This window comes from Streptomyces sp. SKN60 (assembly GCF_026236535.1).
In the GTDB taxonomy this organism is placed as follows: Bacteria; Actinomycetota; Actinomycetes; order Streptomycetales; family Streptomycetaceae; genus Streptomyces.
Genome location: NZ_JAHTMW010000014.1, coordinates 124,011 through 141,855 on the forward strand (window position 1 = coordinate 124,011; position 17,845 = coordinate 141,855).

Here is a 17,845-nt window from a genome sequence, read left to right on the forward strand (position 1 = left end):
TATGGGGCGTGGGAGGCACTGACGATGGCGTGGCTGCTGGTGGTGGTCGCCGGGCTCCTGGAGACGGGTTTCGCGGTGTGCCTGAAGCTCTCGCACGGCTTCACCCGGCTGTGGCCGACGATCGCGTTCGCCGCCTTCGCCCTCGGCAGCTTCGGTCTGCTGACCCTCGCCCTGCGCAAGCTGGACGTGGGTCCGGCGTACGCGGTGTGGACCGGGATCGGCGCGGCGGGCACCGCGATCTACGGGATGGTCTTCCTCGGCGACGTCGTGTCCACGCTCAAGATCGTCTCGATCACGCTGGTGATCGCCGGTGTGATCGGCCTCCAGCTCTCCGGCTCCGCGCACTGAGCGTCCGCGCTCTGAGCGTCGGCGCGCCGCGCGTCCGGGACGGGGACGGCGATCGGGGGCGCCACGACATGGCTGAGCGCGAGCCGTACGGCGAGTTCGCAGCCGGCCGCCCAGCGCTCCCCCGCGCAGGCGGCGGTCTCGGCGACCAGCTCGCCGGGCGCGGGTGGGCCGGCGTCGGCGCGCCGCTGAGCCGGTACGGGTGCGAGCCGGGCGCCGGCCCGGGCGGGCCGCGGCCGGGGCAGGGCGTCGTTCCAGGCGTCGGTGAGCAGGGCCCGCAGGATCGGGCGTTCGGCGGCGCGGGCCACGGTCCACTCGGCGACGGCCACCAGATTGCGCTCGGGCGGGGCCGGGGCGGCGAGCACCCGCCGTACCCCCAGGAGATAGGCGTCGGCCTCGCGCCGGACGAGGGCCCGGGCGAGCCCCTCCTTGCTGCCGAACTCGTTGTAGAGGGTCTGCCGGGACACCCGGGCGCGGGCGGCCACGTCGACCATCCGCACGGCGGACCAGGGCAGCGTGCCGAGGGCCGCGAGGGCCGTGTCGAGCAGGGACTCTCGGGCAGTCGGCATCGTCGCCTCCCAGCCGGATCGGTTCTGCGCTCAGCGTTGACGGACGGACACGCACTGTCAAGGGCCGCCGCGGGGCGACGCGTCTTCGGGGGATAGAGTTTCGAGCATGGCCGATTACCACGACGATCTGCGTCTCGCCCATGTCCTCGCGGATGCCGCGGACGCGGCCACGATGGACCGGTTCCAGGCGCTCGACCTGAAGGTCGAGACGAAGCCCGACATGACTCCGGTCAGCGAGGCGGACAAGGCCGCCGAGGAGCTGATCCGCGGGCAGTTGCAGCGCGCCAGGCCGCGGGACGCGATCCTCGGCGAGGAGTACGGCGTGGAGGGCTCGGGCCCGCGCCGCTGGGTGATCGACCCGATCGACGGCACCAAGAACTACGTGCGCGGGGTGCCGGTGTGGGCGACCCTGATCGCGCTGATGGAGGCCGGCGAGACCGGTTTCCAGCCGGTGGTGGGCGTGGTCTCGGCCCCGGCGCTGGGCCGCCGCTGGTGGGCGGCGAAGGGCCTCGGCGCGTACACCGGCCGCAGCCTGGCCTCGGCGAGCCGGATCGGGGTCTCGAAGGTCGGGCGCCTGGAGGACGCCTCCTTCGCGTACTCCAGCCTGACCGGCTGGGAGGAGCGGGGCCGGCTGGAAGGCTTCCTGGACCTCACGCGCGCGGTCTGGCGCACGCGCGCGTACGGCGACTTCTGGCCGTACATGATGGTGGCCGAGGGCTCGGTCGACCTGTGCGCCGAGCCGGAGCTGTCGCTGTGGGACATGGCGGCCACGGCGATCGTGGTGCAGGAGGCCGGCGGCACCTTCACCGGGCTCGACGGGCGGCACGGCCCGCACAGCGGCAACGCGGCGGCGTCGAACGGACTGCTCCACGGCGAGCTGCTGAGCTACCTCAACACGGAACCGCCGCAGCAGGGCTGACGTTCCGTCACACCTGCCTCACCGTCACCCCCGAGCCCCCGGCGCACGCCCCTCGTGTGCTCCCGGGGGCGCTCCGCGCGCCCCCTTGTCGACCCCCTCCCCCGGTGCCACTCTGAGAATCCCCCCTTTGTGAACTTGTGAAAAAGTTCTCGAAGTCTCCGCATGCGAAGTCTCCGAACCGGAGGTGGTTCCCTCCATGCTCGTCCGTGACGCCATGACCACCGTGATCCTCACCATCGGACCGGCCCACACGCTGCGCCAAGCCGCCCGGCTGATGTCGGCGCGCCGCGTCGGCGCGGCCGTCGTCCAGGACGGCGACGCCGGCGGATTCGGCATCCTCACCGAACGCGACGTCCTCAACGCCATCGGCACCGACCGGAACCCCGACCACGAGACCTGCGACGCCCACACCACCCGCGACGTGGTCTTCGCCGCCCCGACCTGGACCCTGGAGGAGGCCGCGGAGGCGATGACCCGCGGCGGCTTCCGCCATCTCGTGGTGCTCGACGACCACGGGCCGGTCGGCATCGTCTCCGTCCGCGACATCATCCGCTGCTGGCTCCCGGTGCACAGCGCCGCCTGACACCCCCTCGGCCGCACTTCCCCGACCGGACTCCCCCGGCTTGGACTTTGTCCAAGTCGAGGGAGTGTCCGAACTCACACCGGTTCGGGACTCGCCGGGGACGACTGTTACGCTGACCCCCATGAGCGACCTGTTGGAACGACTGCGCGGCCGTGGCTGGCGAATGACCGCGCAGCGCCGTGTCGTGGCCGAGGTGCTCGACGGGGACCATGTGCACCTGACCGCCGACGAGGTCCATGCCCGGGCCGTCGAGCGCCTGCCCGAGATCTCCCGTGCGACCGTCTACAACACGCTCGGCGAGATGGTCACGCTGGGCGAGGTGATCGAGGTGGCCACGGACGGGCGCGCCAAGCGCTACGACCCGAACGCCCACCGGCCGCACCAGCACCTGGTCTGCGCCCGCTGCGGCGCGATCCGTGACGTGCACCCGGCCGGCGACCCGCTGGCCGATCTGCCGGCCACGGAGCGCTTCGGCTTCACCATCTCGAACGTCGAGGTCACCTACCGGGGCATCTGCCCGAGCTGCGCGACGACCGCGTAGCTTCTCGGCGACACACGGAAGCCCCGCCTTCGGGCGGGGCTTCTCCGCGCCCGGCGACAGCTGCCGGCGCATACGACAAAGGCCCGGATCCGAGGATCCGGGCCTTCGTGCTACTGAGTAGCGGGGACAGGATTTGAACCTGCGACCTCTGGGTTATGAGCCCAGCGAGCTACCGAGCTGCTCCACCCCGCGTCGGTGAACACAACCTTACGGGACGGCCCTCACCAGCGCAAATCCATTACGCGGTGAGCTCCTGGTGCAGCGCCTCGCTGAGCCGCGCCGCCCGCTCCGCCACCTCGGCCGGGCCGAGCTCGACCGCGCGGTCGCACCAGCGGCGCCCCTCGGTGAGCTCGCCGCGCCGGGCCGCGAGCAGTGCGAGCCGCAGGGCGGCCCGGCCGTGCCCGGCGTGCGCGGCGCGGGTCCACCACAGGGCGGCCTCGCGCTCGGCGCCCTCGCGGGCGAGCAGCAGACCGAGGTTGAAGGCCCCGTTGCGGGAGCCGGCCTCGGCCGCCTCCCGGTACCAGCGGGCGGCCTCCTCGACGTCGCCGCGCGCGGCGGCGAGCATGCCGACCCGGACCTGGGCGCGGCGGTGGCCCTGCTGGGCGGCCCGCTCGTACCACTCCTCGCACTCGCTCTTCTCCTCGCGCGGTGCGCCGAGGACCGGCGGCCCGGGGGCCGGGCGGCGCGCGTCGAGGACGGTGGCGAGCCGGTAGGCGGCCTCGGCGCTGCCGCCGCCGGCCGCGCAGCGCAGATGACGCTCTGCGGCCTGCTCGTCGCCGTCGCGCAGGTGCGCGATGCCGACCTGGAGGGCGGCCTCGGTGTGTCCGGCGGCCGCGGCCCGCTCGTACCAGGTGAGCGCGGTGCGGTCGTCGTCCCGGCCGGCGTGGAGGATGCCCAGGTTGAAGGCGGCGTCGACGCTGCCGGCCTCGGCGGCCTTGGAGAACCACGGCTCGGCGCCGCCCGCGTCACCGGCCTGGAGCAGCAGCACGGCCAGCGCGTTGGCGGCCTCGCGGTGCCCGGCGTAGGCGGCCCTGCGGTACCACTGCTCGGCCTGCTGGGTGCGCTCCTGGGCGGCGCAGAGCAGCCCGAGGTTGTAGGCGCCGTTGACGTCGCCGGCGTCCATGGCGGCGCGGTACCAGCGCTCGGCGGTCTGCTGCTCGCCGCGGGCGGCGTGCAGCGCGCCGAGCGCGTTGGCGGCGTTGCCGTCGCCGTCCTGGGCGGCGCGCAGCCACCAGACGGCGGCGCTCTCCTCGTCGCCGGCGTCGCGCAGCAGGAAGCCGAGCGCGCGGGCGGCCTTGGCCTCGCCGTCCTTGGCGGAGGTCAGGTACCAGCGGCCGGCCTCCTTGAGGTCGCCGCGCTTCTCCAGGATGGCGCCGAGGTGCAGCGCGGCCCGCCGGTGCCCGCGCGCGGCGGCCTGCCGGAACCACTGCTCGGCCTCGCCGAGCCCGTCCTCGGCGGCGGCCTTGCGGTGCTCGGGGCCCCCAGCCGCCGGGCCCGCGGCCCGCAGGCCCGTACCCGTGCTCGCACCGGTGCCCGCGCCCGTGCTCGTACCCGTGTCGTACGCGTGCGGGCCGCGGGCGGCCGGGCCGGTGGCGCGGCGCTCCAGGGCGAGGGCGAGCCGGTAGGCGGCCTCGCGGTGGCCCTGCTCGGCGGCGGCGCGCAGCCAGCGCTCGGCGCCGACGTCGCTGCGGTGCTCCAGGAGGTCGGCGAGGGCGTACGCGCCCAGGGCGTGGCCCTGTTCGGCGGCCTGGCGGAGCCAGTACTCGGCGGCGGGCTCGTCGCCGCGCTCGCGGTGGTGGCGGCCGAGGGCGTGGGCGGCCGGGGCGGAGCCGGCGACGGCGGCGACCCGCCACCAGCCGGCGGCCTCGTCCGGGTAGCCGCGCTGGTGCAGCAGGACGCCCAGGTTGTTGGCGGCGGCGCGGTCGCCCTGGCCGGTGGCGCCGCGCAGATAGGGCTCGGCGCCGTCCAGGTCGCCGCGGCGCAGCAGCAGCGCGCCGAGCACGCTCATCGACGCGGCCTCGCCCTTCTCGGCGGCGAGGCGGTGGCGGGCCTCGGTCTCGGCCTCGTTCTCCTGGTCGGCGGTGGTGTCGACGGCCGCATCGACGGCCCCCGCGGCCTCGATGATCTCGTCTGCGGCGTTTCCGGCATGCCGCTGCACAAACCGCCCTGTCTCCAACAGAGTTGCCCTGTCCCCCATAAATACCATCGTCGCACCACCCGCAACCCGCGTACACCTGGTATATCGCAGCCAGTGAGGTCACTTCAGCGTTTTGTCGACATGCCCACAGAGAGACAAGTCAAACACGACTCACGCCAACTCCCCCCATCCATACCGCCCTTCGCGCCCGAGGTGGCTCCGGACACACGTCGAGGGCCCGAATCCTTATGGATTCGGGCCCTCGTCGTCAGTAGCGGGGACAGGATTTGAACCTGCGACCTCTGGGTTATGAGCCCAGCGAGCTACCGAGCTGCTCCACCCCGCGTCGGTAGGGAAACCGTATCACGACGCGGGGTGAGGTCTTGACCGATTATCTGCCGGGCTGGGCCGGCTGACTGGGCTGGAGCTTCGCTCCCGCGTCGGCCGCGCGCTGGAGGGCGTCCTGCAGGGCCTCCTGGGCCTTGCCGTACGCCGTCCAGTCGCTCTTCTGGAGCGCCGCCTGGCCGTCGTCGTACGCCTTCTGGGCGTCCGCGATGGCCTGCTTGAGGGCGGCGTCGTTGGTCGGCGGGGTCGTCGGCGTCGTCGGGGGCTTGGTGCCGGGCGGCTGGGTGGCCGGCGGCTGGGTGCCCTCGACCCCGAAGACCGCGTTCAGGGCGTCCGTCAGGTTGTCCGCGAACACCGTGGTGTCCGTGGTGGTGTCGCCCTTCGGCTGGTCCGTGTCCACATGGGACACCGCCACCTTCTTCAGGAGCGGGTACTGCCCGGTGCGGCCCTGCGCGTACACCGGCTCCACGTACAGGAAGCCGCCGTCCAGCGGGACCGTGAGCAGGTTGCCGTAGATGATGTCGGAGTCGGCGCCCTTCATGTCACGCACGAAGGTCGCCACCGACGGGAGGCTGTTGAGCTTGTTCTGCACCTGCTGGGGTCCCGGCACGTTCTCGCCGACCCTGAGCAGCCTTATCCGGCCGTAGTCCTTGCTGTTGGCGTCCGCGTCCACCGCCATGAACCCGCCCAGGTTGGGCCGTCCGTTCGGCGTGAACGTCGTCGTCAGCGAGAACTTCTGCGCGGTGTCCCCGGGCATCTTCATGCTCAGGTAGTACGGCGGGACCGCGTTGCCGTCCTTGCTGGTCGGGTCGTCCGGCACCTGCCAGGCGTCCGAGCCGCTGTAGAACTGCGCCGGGTCCTGCACGTGGTAGCGGGTGAGCAGCTCGCGCTGGACCTTGAACATGTCCTGCGGGTAGCGCAGGTGGGCGAGCAGGTCCGGCTTGATCGCGGAGCGCTCCTTGACAGTGCCGGGAAAGGCCTTCATCCAGGTCTTCAGGACCGGGTCCTGGGTGTCCCACTGGTAGAGGTTCACCGTGCCGTCGTAGGCGTCGACGGTGGCCTTCACCGAGTTGCGGATGTAGTTGACCTGGTTCTGCTGGGCGACGACCGCGCGCTGCTGGTTGCCGACCGTCAGGGCGTCCGCGGTGCTCTCGCCGAGGGTGGTGCGCGAGGCGTACGGGTAGCCGTTGGTGGTGGTGTAGGCGTCGACGATCCACTGGATCCGGCCGTTGACGACCGCCGGGTAGGCGTCGCCGTCGATGGTCAGCCACGGCGCGACGGCCTCGACCCGCTCCTTGGGGGTGCGGTTGTAGAGGATCCGCGAACCGTCGCCGATGGCCCCCGAGTAGAGGATCTGCGGCTCGCTGAACGCGACCGCGTACGCCGCCCGGTTGAAGGCGCTGGAGAGGCTGACCCCGCTGTCGCCCTGGTAGCTGGTGGTCTTCTCGCCGTTCTCCTCGTAGTCGAGCTCCTTCTGGGGCCCGCCGACGATGGAGTACTGGTCGGTCTTCTCGCCGTAGTAGATGCGCTGCTCGTACTTGGGGAGCATGCCCGTCGTCGGCAGGCCCTGCTCGGTGAAGATCGGGGAGCCGTTGCTGTCCGTCTGGGTGCCGGTCGCCATGATGGCGCCGTAGCCGTGGGTGTAGGTGAAGTGGTCGTTGATCCAGTTCCGCTTCGGGATGCCCTTGATGTTGAGCTCACGAAGACCGACCACGGTGTCCTTGCCCGCGTAGCGGTCGACGTCCAGGGTCAGCGGGAACTGGTAGTACTTCCGCTTCTGCTCCAGCTGCTGGAAGGTCGGCGAGACCACGTTCGGGTCGACCAGGCGATAGCTGGCCGCCGTGTCCGAGTCGGTGCGCAGCTGGTCCTTCGCCTTGACCGTCGACTTGCCCGAGTAGTCCTCGGGCTTGGTCGAGTCGATCGCGTAGGCCTTGCGGGTCGCGTCGATGTTCTTCTGGATGTACGGCGCTTCCTTGGCCTGCTCGTTCGGCTGGACCTGGAACTTCTGCACGATGGCCGGGTACAGGCCGCCGATCAGGATCGCCGAGAGCACCATCAGGCCGAAGCCGATCACCGGCAGCTGCCAGGTGCGCCGCCACAGCGTGGCGAAGAACAGCACCGCGCAGATCACGGCGATGCAGAAGAGGATGGTCTTCGCCGGCAGGTACGCGTTGGCGTCCACATAGCGCAGACCGGTCCAGTTGCCGGTGGCCTTGAAGTCGCTGGACTTCACCGCCAGGCCGTACCGGTCGAGCCAGTACGCCACGGCCTTCAGCGACACGAACACGCCGAGCAGCACCGAGAGGTGGCCGGTCGCGGCGGCGGTGGCGCGCGCGCCCGGGCTGGTGATCCGCAGCCCGCCGTACAGGTAGTGGGTGAGGGCGGCGGCGATCAGCGAGAGGATGGTGGCCGCGAAGCCGAAGGCGAGCAGGAAGCGGTACCAGGGCAGGTCGAACGCGTAGAACGACACGTCGAGCTGGAACTGCGGGTCCTTCTCGCCGAAGGACACCCCGTTCACCCACATCAGCCAGGTGCGCCACTGACCGGAGGCGGAGGCGCCGGCGATCAGGCCGACCAGGGCGGTGACCGCGAGCAGCACCCACTTCTTGAAGGGCGCCAGACCCATCCGGTACCGGTCGAGGCTCTGCTGTTCCAGCGACATCGCGCTCAGCGGCGGCCGGAGCCGGTACGCCAGCCAGACGTTCAGGCCGACGGCCAGCGCCATCAGCAGGCCGAACACCAGGAACAGGCCGATCTTGGTCCACAGGGTGGTGGTGAACACGGACGAGTAGTGGACCGAGCGGAACCACAGCCAGTCCGTCCAGAACCCGGCGAACATCACGAACGCCATGGCGAGGACCGCGAGGACGCCCAGCGTCATCAGCAGCGTACGGGCGCGCCGGGACGGCCGGCCGACTCTGATCCTCGGCCCGGAAGGACCTGTGCCGCCGCCGCGGTCCGGCATCTGGAAAGCCAACGTGCGCCCCTCGAGGTTGATGCGTCGAATGCGTCGATAAGCAGGCTCCGCGATCGTAGAGCCCACTGATGCAACTTACTGAGGCTTTACCTAGTTCCCGTCTTCGGGAGAAGACCAGGCAGGATATTGCTCATGTCCAACGTTTCCCCCTCCGGCCCCCCGATGGCCGCGAGCCCCCTCACCCGCGCGGTGCTCGAGATCGACGAGTACGCCTCGGGTCTCGGCTGGGACCGGCCGGCCCGCCTGTTCGCCCTGGTCGACACCGCGCGGCTGCGCGCCCAGGCGCCCTCGCTCGCCTCCCAGCTGGGTGCCGGCGCCGACCAGACCACCACCTACACGCCGATCGAGCAGGAGGAGCTGCCGAAGGGCAAGCCGCTCGACGAGTTCCTCGGCACCATCGCCTGGCCCGACGGCGTGGCCGGCTGCGCGCTGACGGTGGAGCGGCTGATGCTGCCGCCGTCGGCCGAGTCCCAGGTGCCTCAGGGCATGGGCGAGAAGCAGCTCGCCAAGTGGGTGGCCGCGCACCCGGACCGCCAGGAGGTCCGGATGACCGTCGCCGTGCTGCGGGACGGTGCCCGGGAGGCCGCGATCCGGCTGCGCGAGAAGGACTCGCCGAACGAGGTCCTGACCGGCCCCGACCTGGTGCCGGGGCTCGCGGACGCGCTGGCCGCGACCTTCGAGGGCTGAGGCCGCCGAGGTATGCGGAAGGGGGCGCCCTGCGGGGCGCCCCCTTCCGCATCTGCTCTTGGAGATGACTCTCGGAGATCAGCTCTTGGAGCAGCTCGGCAGCGAGCTCGTGTCGCCCTTGCGGAGCTTCTCCAGCGACTTCGTCGCGTCGTCGATGGTGTCGACCTTGATCAGGGTGAGGCCGGCGGGGGTGTCGGAGGCCGCGGCGGCACAGTTGTCGGCGGGGGTGAGGAAGTACTGGGCGCCCGCCCGGCGCGCGCCGACCAGCTTCATCTCGATGCCGCCGATCGGGCCGACCTCGCCCTTGTCGTCGATGGTGCCGGTGCCGGCGATGAACTTGCCGTCGGTGAGCGGCCCCGGGGTGAGCTTGTCGACGATGCCGAGCGCGAACATGAGTCCGGCGCTGGGGCCGCCGACGTCGGCCAGCTTGATGTCGATGGTGAACGGGAAGACGTGGTCGGTGCCGGCCTGGATGCCGACGATCGCCCGGTCTCCCTCCTCCGACTTCACGGTCCTGATGACCACCTGCTGGGTGGCGGTGGCCTCCTTGTGGGCCTTCTCCGCGGCGGCGGCCTCCTTGGCCGGGACGATCGTGAAGACCACGTCCTGGCCGGGCTTGCGCTTGGTGACCTGCTTGGCGACGTCGCCGGGCTCCTTGACGGGCGTGCCGTCCACGGCGCGGATCACGTCGCCCGCGTGCAGCTTGCCCTCGGCGGGGGTGTCCTTGACGACGGTGGCGACGACGACCCGGGTGGTGACCGGGATCTTCAGCTCCTTGAGGGCGGCGACCTTGGCGCTCTCCTGGGACTGGCTGAACTCCTCGGCGTTCTCCTGGCTCGACTCCTCCTCGGTCTTGCCGTCCGGGTAGAGGGTGTCGTGCGGGACGATCACGCTGTCGTGGGCCAGCCAGCCGTAGACGGCCTCGACCGCGTTCATCCGGTAGTCCGCGCCGGTGACCCGGACGGTCGTCATGTTGAGGTGACCGGTGGTCGGGTAGGTCTGGTGCCCGGAGATCTGCAGAACCGGTTCTCCGCGGGCTTCACCGAGGGTGTTCACGGTCGGGCCGGGGCTCATCTCCGCGTACGGGACCGGAATGAGGACGCCGACACAGAGCAGCGTGATCAGGACCAGGGTGGAGGCGAGCATCGTCGCGGTGCGGCGTGGCATGGAACGACAGTACGGGACCGGTCTGTGAGTGCGCCCCTGGGGCAGTCCGTACGTGATCAGCCGGTGGTGGTCACCGGCGCGGCCTCGCGTTCGGGCACCAGCGAAGCGGAAGTGGCGGCGGTCGTGGGGTCGGCGGGGACGGCGTGGGCGCGCTCCATGGCGTCCCTGAACCGCGCGTAGCCCGCGAGCTCGGCGACGTCGCCTGTCGTCTTGTTCCTCGAAGCCCAGCTTCCCCATATCGCCGCGCCGACGACGGCGAAAAGCGGAATCAGCAACCAAGCCAGCGCTGCCATCCCGACCTCCCATCCCCAATGGTCCGCAGTGAGTTGATCAGCAGATTATTCATCCGCGGAATCAACGCTCACGCGCGGGGGCCGGTTACGCAAATCGGGGCGTTCGACTACGGGTCGTCGGCGTGGCTGCTTGCGCCGCGCTGTGCATGCGGAACCACGCGTGGGGTCCGCTCAGCAGGCGCCGACCCACTCCTCGGTGCCGTCGGAAAACGTCTGGTGCTTCCAGATCGGGACCTCGTGCTTCAGGTCGTCGATCAGCATCCGGCAGGCCTCGAAGGCCTCGCCGCGGTGGGGGCAGGAGACGGCGACGACGACCGCGATGTCACCCACACGGAGGTCACCCACCCGGTGGACGGCGGCCAGGGCGCGGACCGGGTGGTTCGCGACGACCTTCTCGGCGACGCGGCGCAGCTCCGCCTCGGCGGTGGGGTGGCAGGAGTAGCCGAGCGCGTCGACGTCGGCGCCGCCGTCGTGGTTGCGCACGGTGCCCACGAAGAGGGTCGTGCCGCCCGCCGCGTCGTCGCCGACCGCGCGGAAGACCTCGTCGAGCGAGAGCGGGACGTCCCGGATCGCGAGGAGCTTGATCGGGTCGTCCGCGACGCGCTCACCGGGGTGGTCGGGGCGGTCGCCGGCGTGGGTGTGGGCGTGCGTGTCTGCCATGCCCTCCATCGTGCCGTACGCCGCCGACAGCGCGGAATAGCGTTTTCGACCGGCGGGCCGGACCCTCCGTAGGAGGGTCCTACAGGCCGCGCCGCTTCCGCATCTGCCGCACCAGGGCCGCCGTGCCGAGCAGCGCCACCGTCGCACCGGCCGCGCCCGCCGCCGTCGCATCCTTGCGGCCGAGCCGGCGCCCGGCGACCGTGTGCCGGCCCTGCACCTCCTCCAGGAGCGCGGCCAGCACCTCCTCGTTGGTCCACTGCGGCCGCCAGCCCGCGTCGTGCAGGCGTCCGACGCTGACCACCCAGGGGTGCATGGTGTAGGCGAGGTCGCCCGCCGGGGACGGGGTGAGGCCGATCCGGTGCAGCCGGGCCGCCGCGCCCAGGGCGACCGCCGAGGGCAGCTCCATGCGCCGGATGCCGGACAGCTCCTCGACCTCCTCCTGCTCCAGCCAGCCGTCGCAACCGACCGCGAACTCGCCGTCGACCTTCTCCAGGGCCGCGTACTCGAGCGCGCTGACCAGGTCGTCGACGTGGCAGAACTGCCAGGTGGGGCGCGATCCGGCGACGACGAGCAGCCGGGGCGACTCGAAGTAGCGGGTGAGCGCCGTGTCCGTACCGCCGACCAGGACCGCAGGGCGGACCACGGTCACCTGGAGCCCGGGGTGTGCGCGCGGGGCGCGCCGGGCGAGCCGCTCGATCTCCAGGAGGTCGCCGACGCCGGTGGCCTCGGCGGTGGCGCGCAGCTCGGCGTCCTCGGAGAGCGGGATGTCGTTGTCGGGCAGCGCGCCGTAGACCATCGCCGAGGTGCACAGCACCACCCGGTGCACGCCGGCCGCCGCCGCGGCGGTGAGCACGGTCTGGGTGCCGCGCACGTTGTACGCGGTGCGCGCGGCCGGGTCGGTCTCCAGGTCGAGGTCGACCGCGAGGTGCACGACCACGTCCGCGCCGCGCAGCTTCTCGGCGATGGCCGGATCGCGTACGTCGAGGATGTGCCACTGCGCCTCGGACACCTCGCCGCGGCGCTCGTCGATCGCGATGACCTGCTTGACCTCCTCGGACGCGGCGAGGCGCCGGGTCAGCAGGTCACCGATGCCGGCCGCGGCACCGGTGACCGCGACGACGGGGCCGCGCGCGGCGGACCGGGTTGAGGGGTTTCGCGCTCCGCGAACCTGAGGATCTGGGGAACTCACCGGGCGTCTCCAGCGGTTGTCTTCAGTACGTACCCGAATGACGCGTACGTACCAGGTGGCGTCCATCCTGCCCCAGGCCACGGCCCGGCGGAGCACCGAGCCCGGATCCGGTGCGGATGTCGGGGCGCTGGCTCGCCGGTCGGCCCGGTCCGACCGGCGAGCCAGCGCCTACGCTGGTGGTGAGAGTCCGCCGTCGGCATCACGCCGGCGGCCCTACGAGCCGAGGAAACCTGTGAGCGACACCCCATTCGGATTCGGCCTTCCGCCGGAGGAGCCGGACGACGGCGACGAGGGCAAGAAGAAGGACCCCGCCGGAGGTGGCCAGGGGTCCGGTGGCCAGGGCGGGGGCAACCCGTTCGGCTTCGGCGGGCTGCCCGGCATGGGCGGGCCGGGCGGCGCGGACAATCCGTTCGCCGCGATGTTCGGTTCGCTGAACCCCCAGGACCTGGGCGCGGCCTTCCAGCAGCTCGGCCAGATGCTCAGTTACGAGGGCGGGCCGGTCAACTGGGACATGGCGAAGCAGATCGCCCGCCAGGTCGTGGCGCAGGGCACTCCGGACGGCACGAAGGACGCGAGCGTCGGCCCCGCCGAGAAGGCGGCGGTCGAGGAGGCGGTGCGCCTCGCCGACCTGTGGCTGGACCAGGCGACCTCGCTGCCCTCGGGCGCGAGCACGGCGGTGGCGTGGAGCCGCGCGGAGTGGGTCGAGGCGACCCTGCCAGCCTGGAAGCAGCTGGTGGACCCGGTCGCCGAGCGGGTCGGCGCGGCGATGGGCGATGTGCTGCCGCAGGAGATGCAGGCCATGGCGGGCCCGCTGATCGGCATGATGCGCTCGATGGGCGGCGCCATGTTCGGCCAGCAGATCGGCCAGGCCGTGGGCGTGCTCGCGGGCGAGGTCGTCGGCTCGACCGATGTCGGCCTGCCGCTGGGCCCGGCCGGCAAGGCGGCGCTGCTGCCGCTGAACGTCGCGGCCTTCGGCAAGGACCTGGGCGTCCCACAGGACGAGGTCCGGCTCTATCTGGCCCTGCGCGAGGCCGCCCACCAGCGGCTCTTCGCGCATGTGCCGTGGCTGCGCTCGCATCTGTTCGGCGCGGTCGAGGGCTATGCCCGCGGGATCAAGGTCGACACCTCCAAGCTGGAGGAGGCGGTGGGCCAGCTCGACCCGACCCACCCCGAGCAGCTGCAGGAGGCGCTCCAGCAGGGCATGTTCCAGCCCGAGGACACCCCCGAGCAGAAGGCCGCGCTCGCCCGTCTGGAGACGGCGCTCGCGCTGGTCGAGGGCTGGGTGGACGCGGTGGTGCACGAGGCCGCGAAGACCCGGCTGACCTCGGCGGACGCGCTGCGCGAGACGCTGCGCCGGCGCCGGGCGACCGGTGGCCCCGCCGAGCAGACCTTCGCCACCCTGATCGGTCTCGAGCTGCGTCCGCGCCGACTGCGGGACGCCTCGCGGCTGTGGGCCTCGCTCACCGACGCGCGCGGTGTGGACGGCCGGGACGGGCTGTGGGAGCACCCGGACATGCTGCCGACGGCGACCGACCTGGACGACCCGGACGGCTTCGTCCACCGCGAGCAGCTGGACTTCTCCGAGCTGGACAAGATGCTGGGCGAGGCGGCCGAGGGCCGCTCCGAGGACGACGGCAAGGACGAGACCGAGAAGTGAGCCTGTACGACGACGCGGTCCTGGTGCTCAAGGAGTACGCGGACCAGCCGGAGCTGCGTGACGTGTATCTGGAGCACCTCGCGGCGCACGGCGAGGGCGGGATGTACAAGCCGTCCTCGGCCGGGCACGTGACGGCGAGCGCCCTTGTGATCGACCCCGAGCGGGGCCGGGTCCTCCTCACCCTGCACAAGAAGCTGAACATGTGGCTGCAGATGGGCGGGCACTGCGAGCAGGAGGACGCGACGGTCGCGGAGGCGGCGCTGCGCGAGGGCACCGAGGAGTCCGGCATCGCGGGCCTGACGCTGCTGCCGGGCGGCCCGGTGCGGCTCGACCGGCATCCGATTCCGGCGCCGTGCAACTGGCACCTGGACGTGCAGTACGCGGCGATCGCCCCGGCCGGGGCGGCGGCGGAGATCAGCGACGAGTCGCTGGACCTGCGCTGGTTCGCGTACGACGAGGTGGCCGGCGTGGCGGACACGTCGGTGGTCCGTCTGATGGAGAACACGCTGAAGCGCCTCTGAGCGGCGCAACGGTAAGGGGCGGTCGCCATGGCGACCGCCCCTTACGCGTGCCCCGTGGGGCGCTGCCTCGGTTCCAGGCGTCAGTTCCAGGCGTTGTTCTGGTTCTGCGCGTGCGCGCCGTGCTGGCCGACGCCGTACTGGGCGGCGATGCCCTGCCCGATCCCGGCGTTCTGCGGCGGCATGACCTCGCTCGGCTGCACCAGGGCGAAGCCCTGACCGAGGAAGCTGAGCTCCCAGCCCTCGCCGGTGTTGCCCCGGCGCTGACGGACGCCCGAGTTGTGCGTCTGGGCCTGCATCTGCACCCGGAGCCCGGTGGACCAGGCGACGATCGCGTCGGCGTCGGCGCTCACGTACTTGTCGGGCGTCACCTGCATCATCAGCGGCTGGCCGGAGGTCATCAGGGCGACCTTGCCGCGGCCGGTGATGTTCAGCTGGTACTTGCCGGTGCCGGACACCCCGTACTGGCTGTCCACCGCGATGACCTCGGTGTGCAGGGTCGAGTCGAGCGCGAGCACATACGCGCTGTCGACGGTCAGGCCCTCGTGGTCCACGTCCACGACGTGGATGTACTGCGCCAGGTTGGCGAAGTAGACCGTGCCCTGCCCGGAGCAGCGCATCAGGTCGAGGCCCTCACCGGTACGGGCGCGGGCCCGGCGCTGGTTGGACGTCTGGTACTCGCCGTCGAAGTCGACCAGGCCCTGGTAGGCGACCATCGCGCCCTTGCGGGCCAGGATGTCGTCCTGGCCGGTCAGGGAGACCCGCAGCATCTGCGGGTTCTGCACGACGTAGCGCTCCTGGCTCTGCTGCTCGGCGTGGTTGAAAAGCGGGCTCTGCATCTGTCTCTCGCTCCCCCTCAGCCCCGGACCCGGAGCCGGTCGCTGCTGTCCTCGCTCGGCTGTACGACGACGATGCCCTGGCCCGAGAAGGCCATCTGGTACGCCTCGCCACTGCCCCGGCCGATCAGGGAGGAGGCCTTGAAGCTGCGCTTGCCCTTCACCTTGAGCGCGGGCGACCAGGCGACCAGGGCGTCCGGGTCGACGTAGGTCTCGTCCTCGCCGCGGCCGCAGTCGACGACGACCGGCGTGCCGCGCGAGGTGATGGCGACCCAGCCGGTGCCCGCGAGCTCGACGTTGAACAGGCCCTGTCCGGCGAACTTCGCCAGGCCCTTGACCCGCTCGACGCCCCACTGGAGGTGCGCGTCGAAGGCGAGCAGGTTGGTGCCGTTCACCGAGAGCGAGTCGTTGTTGAGGTTGATGACGACCACGTCGGCGCCGTAGTCGGCGAGGTAGAGCAGGCCGTCGCCGGTGCACTTCATGATCGGCGCGCCCTCGCCGGTGATCCACTGCTGGGCGACCTGCCGGACGGCCGGCGGGTTGGGCTCGTAGCTGATGAAGCCCTCGTAGGCGACCATCGAGCCGGTGCGCGCGTACAGGTCCTGGCCGGTGGCCATGGCGACCTTGAGCATCGCGCGGCCGTGGTTCTCCATCCGGGCCGCGATCGGGGTCGGGGCGTAGCCCGCGAGTTGCTGGTTCATGGTTCCGGGCTCCCTCAGACCTCGTAGGGCTGGACGACGATGAAGTTGCCGGGGGCGCCCCGGAACTGGAGGTTCACGGTCTCCCCGCTGTGGCCGGGGTAGGCGTTGCGGCGCAGCCGGACCTGGCTGGACAGGATGACCTGGGACGCGGCCGACCAGGCGACGACGGCGTTGCAGTCGGCGAAGGTGGTCGGGGTGACGGGCAGCACCACGGGCGTGCCGTGGGTCTTCACGACGACCGTGCCGGTGCCCTGGAACTGCATGGTGAACAGCGCGCCGCCGGGGATGCCGTGGCCCTCGATGCGCCGCACCTCGTACTGCAGCGACTCGTCGAAGGCGAGCACGTTCTCGGCGGAGACGCAGATGCCGTCGCCCTGGAGCTCGATCGGGTGCAGGTGCGCGCCGTTCTCGGCGAGGAAGACCTGGCCGCGACCGGTGCAGCGCATCAGCTGCATCTCCTGGCCGGTGGCGTTGCCGACGATGCGGCCGGCGAAGCCGGCGCCCTTGTAGGAGAAGTCGACCTTGCCCTGGTACATGACCATGGAGCCCTGGCGGGCGAGGACGGGAGTGCCGCCCATGGCGAGGTCGACCCGCATGAGCTGCTGGTTCTGCGGGGTCCAGCGGACGCCGGTCGCGTTCTCCTTGAACGGCGCGAGCGCGGCGGCGAGCCCGGCGCCGGCGGCCGGCGCGCCCTGCGGCACACCCTGCTGCGGGAACTGGCCGGGGGCCTGACCGGGGACCTGGCCGAATTGCGGCTGCTGCTGGCCGTACGGGGCCGGGGCCTGCTGTCCGTACGGCGCGGGCGCAGGCTGTCCGTACGGCGCGGGCGCGCCGTACGGCGGCGTCTGGCCCGGGACCTGGCCGAACTGCGGGGGCTGCGGCGGCTGTCCGTACGGCGCGGGGGCCGGCGCGGGCGCGGGCGGCGGGGTGGGCGCCTGGGGCGTCATGGGGCCGACCATCGTCGGCGCGGAATGCACCGGCGCGGGCGCGGGCGGCGGCGTCGGAGCGGCCGGGGCACCGAACGCCGGGGCGGGGGCCGGGGCGGGCGCGGGAGCCGGGGCGGCGGGGGCGCCGAAGGCGGGCGGCGCGGCGGCCTGGGCCGGCGGCGCGAAGCCGGGGGCGGCACCCTGCGGCGCCTGCGGCTGCGCGGCGGGCTCCTCCTCGGCGACCTCGCCTCCGAAGTTCTTCAGGAGCGCTTCCAGACCGCCGTCGAAGCCCTGGCCGACGGCGGCGAACCGCCACACGTCCTTCAGGTAGAAGTCGCCGAGCATGACGGCGCGCTCGGTGGAGAACTCCGCGCCGTTGAAGGCGTAGCGGGCCACCTCCTCGCCGCCCGCGACGATCCGGATCCAGCCGGGCCCGACCTGCGACATCTGCCCGGCACCGTCGATGGTGGCGGTGAAGGACAGCTTCTGGATGTGTGCCGGGATCCGGTCGAGCGTCACCCGGAAGGATTCCGTGTCACCGGACTGCGCGCCGAGCAGCTGGATGGACTCCTCGGGCGACTTGGGCTGGTTGAAGAAGACGAAATAGCGGTCGTCCGAGAGCCGCTCGTCGGCGTCCAGACCGAAGCAGCTGATGTCGAAGCTCAGGCCGGGCCCCGCGATCTGCACGCCCACGTACAGATCGGTTCCCGCCGTGAGATCGCTGATCTTGGCCTTGTGGCCGCGTTGGAATTCCCTGGCCATGAGTGACGACCGTCCCCCATCCGATTACGACGA

Annotated in this window: 17 protein-coding genes and 2 tRNA genes; 7 read left to right on the forward strand and 12 right to left on the reverse strand. The window is 71.9% G+C overall.

All coding sequences use genetic code 11. The features are described 5' to 3' along the window. Positions 1–24: 24 nt before the first annotated feature. Positions 25–348 (forward strand): multidrug efflux SMR transporter, encoded by a 324-nt coding sequence (locus tag KV205_RS23795; RefSeq protein ID WP_128982996.1) that lies wholly within the window; start codon positions 25–27, stop codon positions 346–348. On the opposite strand, the gene KV205_RS23800 is transcribed toward KV205_RS23795, so the two are convergent. Next, positions 240–914, reverse strand: coding sequence for a TetR/AcrR family transcriptional regulator (locus KV205_RS23800; RefSeq protein ID WP_265866593.1), 675 nt, complete (start codon positions 912–914; stop codon positions 240–242). The genes KV205_RS23795 and KV205_RS23800 overlap by 109 nt on opposite strands. 106 nt (positions 915–1,020) lie before the next feature. Here KV205_RS23800 and hisN point away from each other — a divergent pair, with 106 nt between their 5' ends. The 3 genes from hisN (at position 1,021) to KV205_RS23815 (ending at position 2,957) form a co-directional block, all read left to right on the forward strand. After that, positions 1,021–1,833 carry a histidinol-phosphatase gene (gene hisN, locus KV205_RS23805; protein WP_265866594.1) on the forward strand — a complete coding sequence of 271 codons (813 nt, stop codon included), beginning with the start codon at positions 1,021–1,023 and terminating at the stop codon, positions 1,831–1,833. 196 nt (positions 1,834–2,029) lie between these two features. Then, a complete protein-coding gene (locus KV205_RS23810; RefSeq protein ID WP_265866595.1) occupies positions 2,030–2,416 on the forward strand; it encodes a cyclic nucleotide-binding/CBS domain-containing protein in 387 nt (128 codons plus the stop codon). A gap of 121 nt (positions 2,417–2,537) precedes the next feature. After that, positions 2,538–2,957, forward strand: coding sequence for a Fur family transcriptional regulator (locus tag KV205_RS23815; protein WP_265866596.1), 420 nt, complete (start codon positions 2,538–2,540; stop codon positions 2,955–2,957). Between the two features lie 118 nt (positions 2,958–3,075). Here KV205_RS23815 and KV205_RS23820 read toward each other — a convergent pair. From KV205_RS23820 to KV205_RS23835, 4 genes are all read right to left on the reverse strand, one after another. Next, positions 3,076–3,149, reverse strand: a tRNA-Met gene (locus KV205_RS23820). Positions 3,150–3,195: 46 nt separating this feature from the next. After that, positions 3,196–5,163, reverse strand: a complete 1,968-nt coding sequence (locus KV205_RS23825) for a tetratricopeptide repeat protein (protein WP_265866597.1) — start codon at positions 5,161–5,163, stop codon at positions 3,196–3,198. 203 nt (positions 5,164–5,366) lie between these two features. Beyond that, positions 5,367–5,440, reverse strand: a tRNA-Met gene (locus KV205_RS23830). Positions 5,441–5,485: 45 nt separating this feature from the next. Further along, the gene (locus KV205_RS23835; protein ID WP_265866718.1) at positions 5,486–8,404 is read right to left on the reverse strand and encodes a UPF0182 family protein; all 2,919 of its coding nucleotides are present in this window, start codon (positions 8,402–8,404) and stop codon (positions 5,486–5,488) included. 144 nt (positions 8,405–8,548) lie between these two features. On the opposite strand from KV205_RS23835, the gene KV205_RS23840 reads away from it, so the two are divergent. After that, positions 8,549–9,103 (forward strand): PPA1309 family protein, encoded by a 555-nt coding sequence (locus KV205_RS23840; protein ID WP_265866598.1) that lies wholly within the window; start codon positions 8,549–8,551, stop codon positions 9,101–9,103. Positions 9,104–9,181: 78 nt separating this feature from the next. Here KV205_RS23840 and KV205_RS23845 read toward each other — a convergent pair whose 3' ends face one another. The 4 genes from KV205_RS23845 to KV205_RS23860 all read right to left on the reverse strand — a co-directional run bounded on the left by KV205_RS23845 (position 9,182) and on the right by KV205_RS23860 (position 12,412). Next, positions 9,182–10,270: a PDZ domain-containing protein gene (locus tag KV205_RS23845; protein WP_265866599.1), complete on the reverse strand. Its 1,089-nt coding sequence runs from the start codon at positions 10,268–10,270 to the stop codon at positions 9,182–9,184. Between the two features lie 56 nt (positions 10,271–10,326). After that, positions 10,327–10,563 carry a hypothetical protein gene (locus KV205_RS23850; RefSeq protein WP_265866600.1) on the reverse strand — a complete coding sequence of 79 codons (237 nt, stop codon included), beginning with the start codon at positions 10,561–10,563 and terminating at the stop codon, positions 10,327–10,329. Between the two features lie 171 nt (positions 10,564–10,734). After that, positions 10,735–11,223 (reverse strand): molybdenum cofactor biosynthesis protein MoaE, encoded by a 489-nt coding sequence (locus KV205_RS23855; protein WP_265866601.1) that lies wholly within the window; start codon positions 11,221–11,223, stop codon positions 10,735–10,737. A 79-nt stretch (positions 11,224–11,302) separates the two neighbouring features. Further along, the gene (locus KV205_RS23860; RefSeq protein WP_265866602.1) at positions 11,303–12,412 is read right to left on the reverse strand and encodes an SDR family oxidoreductase; all 1,110 of its coding nucleotides are present in this window, start codon (positions 12,410–12,412) and stop codon (positions 11,303–11,305) included. A 232-nt stretch (positions 12,413–12,644) separates the two neighbouring features. On the opposite strand from KV205_RS23860, the gene KV205_RS23865 reads away from it, so the two are divergent. After that, positions 12,645–14,069: a zinc-dependent metalloprotease gene (locus KV205_RS23865; RefSeq protein WP_265866603.1), complete on the forward strand. Its 1,425-nt coding sequence runs from the start codon at positions 12,645–12,647 to the stop codon at positions 14,067–14,069. Beyond that, a complete protein-coding gene (locus KV205_RS23870) occupies positions 14,066–14,590 on the forward strand; it encodes an NUDIX hydrolase (protein ID WP_265866604.1) in 525 nt (174 codons plus the stop codon). Before KV205_RS23865 ends, KV205_RS23870 begins: the two co-directional genes overlap by 4 nt. Before the next feature lie 80 nt (positions 14,591–14,670). On the opposite strand, the gene KV205_RS23875 is transcribed toward KV205_RS23870, so the two are convergent. Genes KV205_RS23875 through KV205_RS23885 form a run of 3 tightly spaced genes read right to left on the reverse strand, consistent with a single transcriptional unit; the run spans position 14,671 to position 17,812 of the window. After that, the gene (locus KV205_RS23875) at positions 14,671–15,426 is read right to left on the reverse strand and encodes an AIM24 family protein (RefSeq protein WP_265866605.1); all 756 of its coding nucleotides are present in this window, start codon (positions 15,424–15,426) and stop codon (positions 14,671–14,673) included. 17 nt (positions 15,427–15,443) lie between these two features. After that, positions 15,444–16,124, reverse strand: a complete 681-nt coding sequence (locus tag KV205_RS23880) for an AIM24 family protein (RefSeq protein WP_265866606.1) — start codon at positions 16,122–16,124, stop codon at positions 15,444–15,446. A gap of 14 nt (positions 16,125–16,138) precedes the next feature. Continuing rightward, on the reverse strand, positions 16,139–17,812 hold the full coding sequence (locus KV205_RS23885; RefSeq protein WP_265866607.1) for a TerD family protein: 1,674 nt from the start codon (positions 17,810–17,812) through the stop codon (positions 16,139–16,141). Positions 17,813–17,845: the final 33 nt, after the last annotated feature.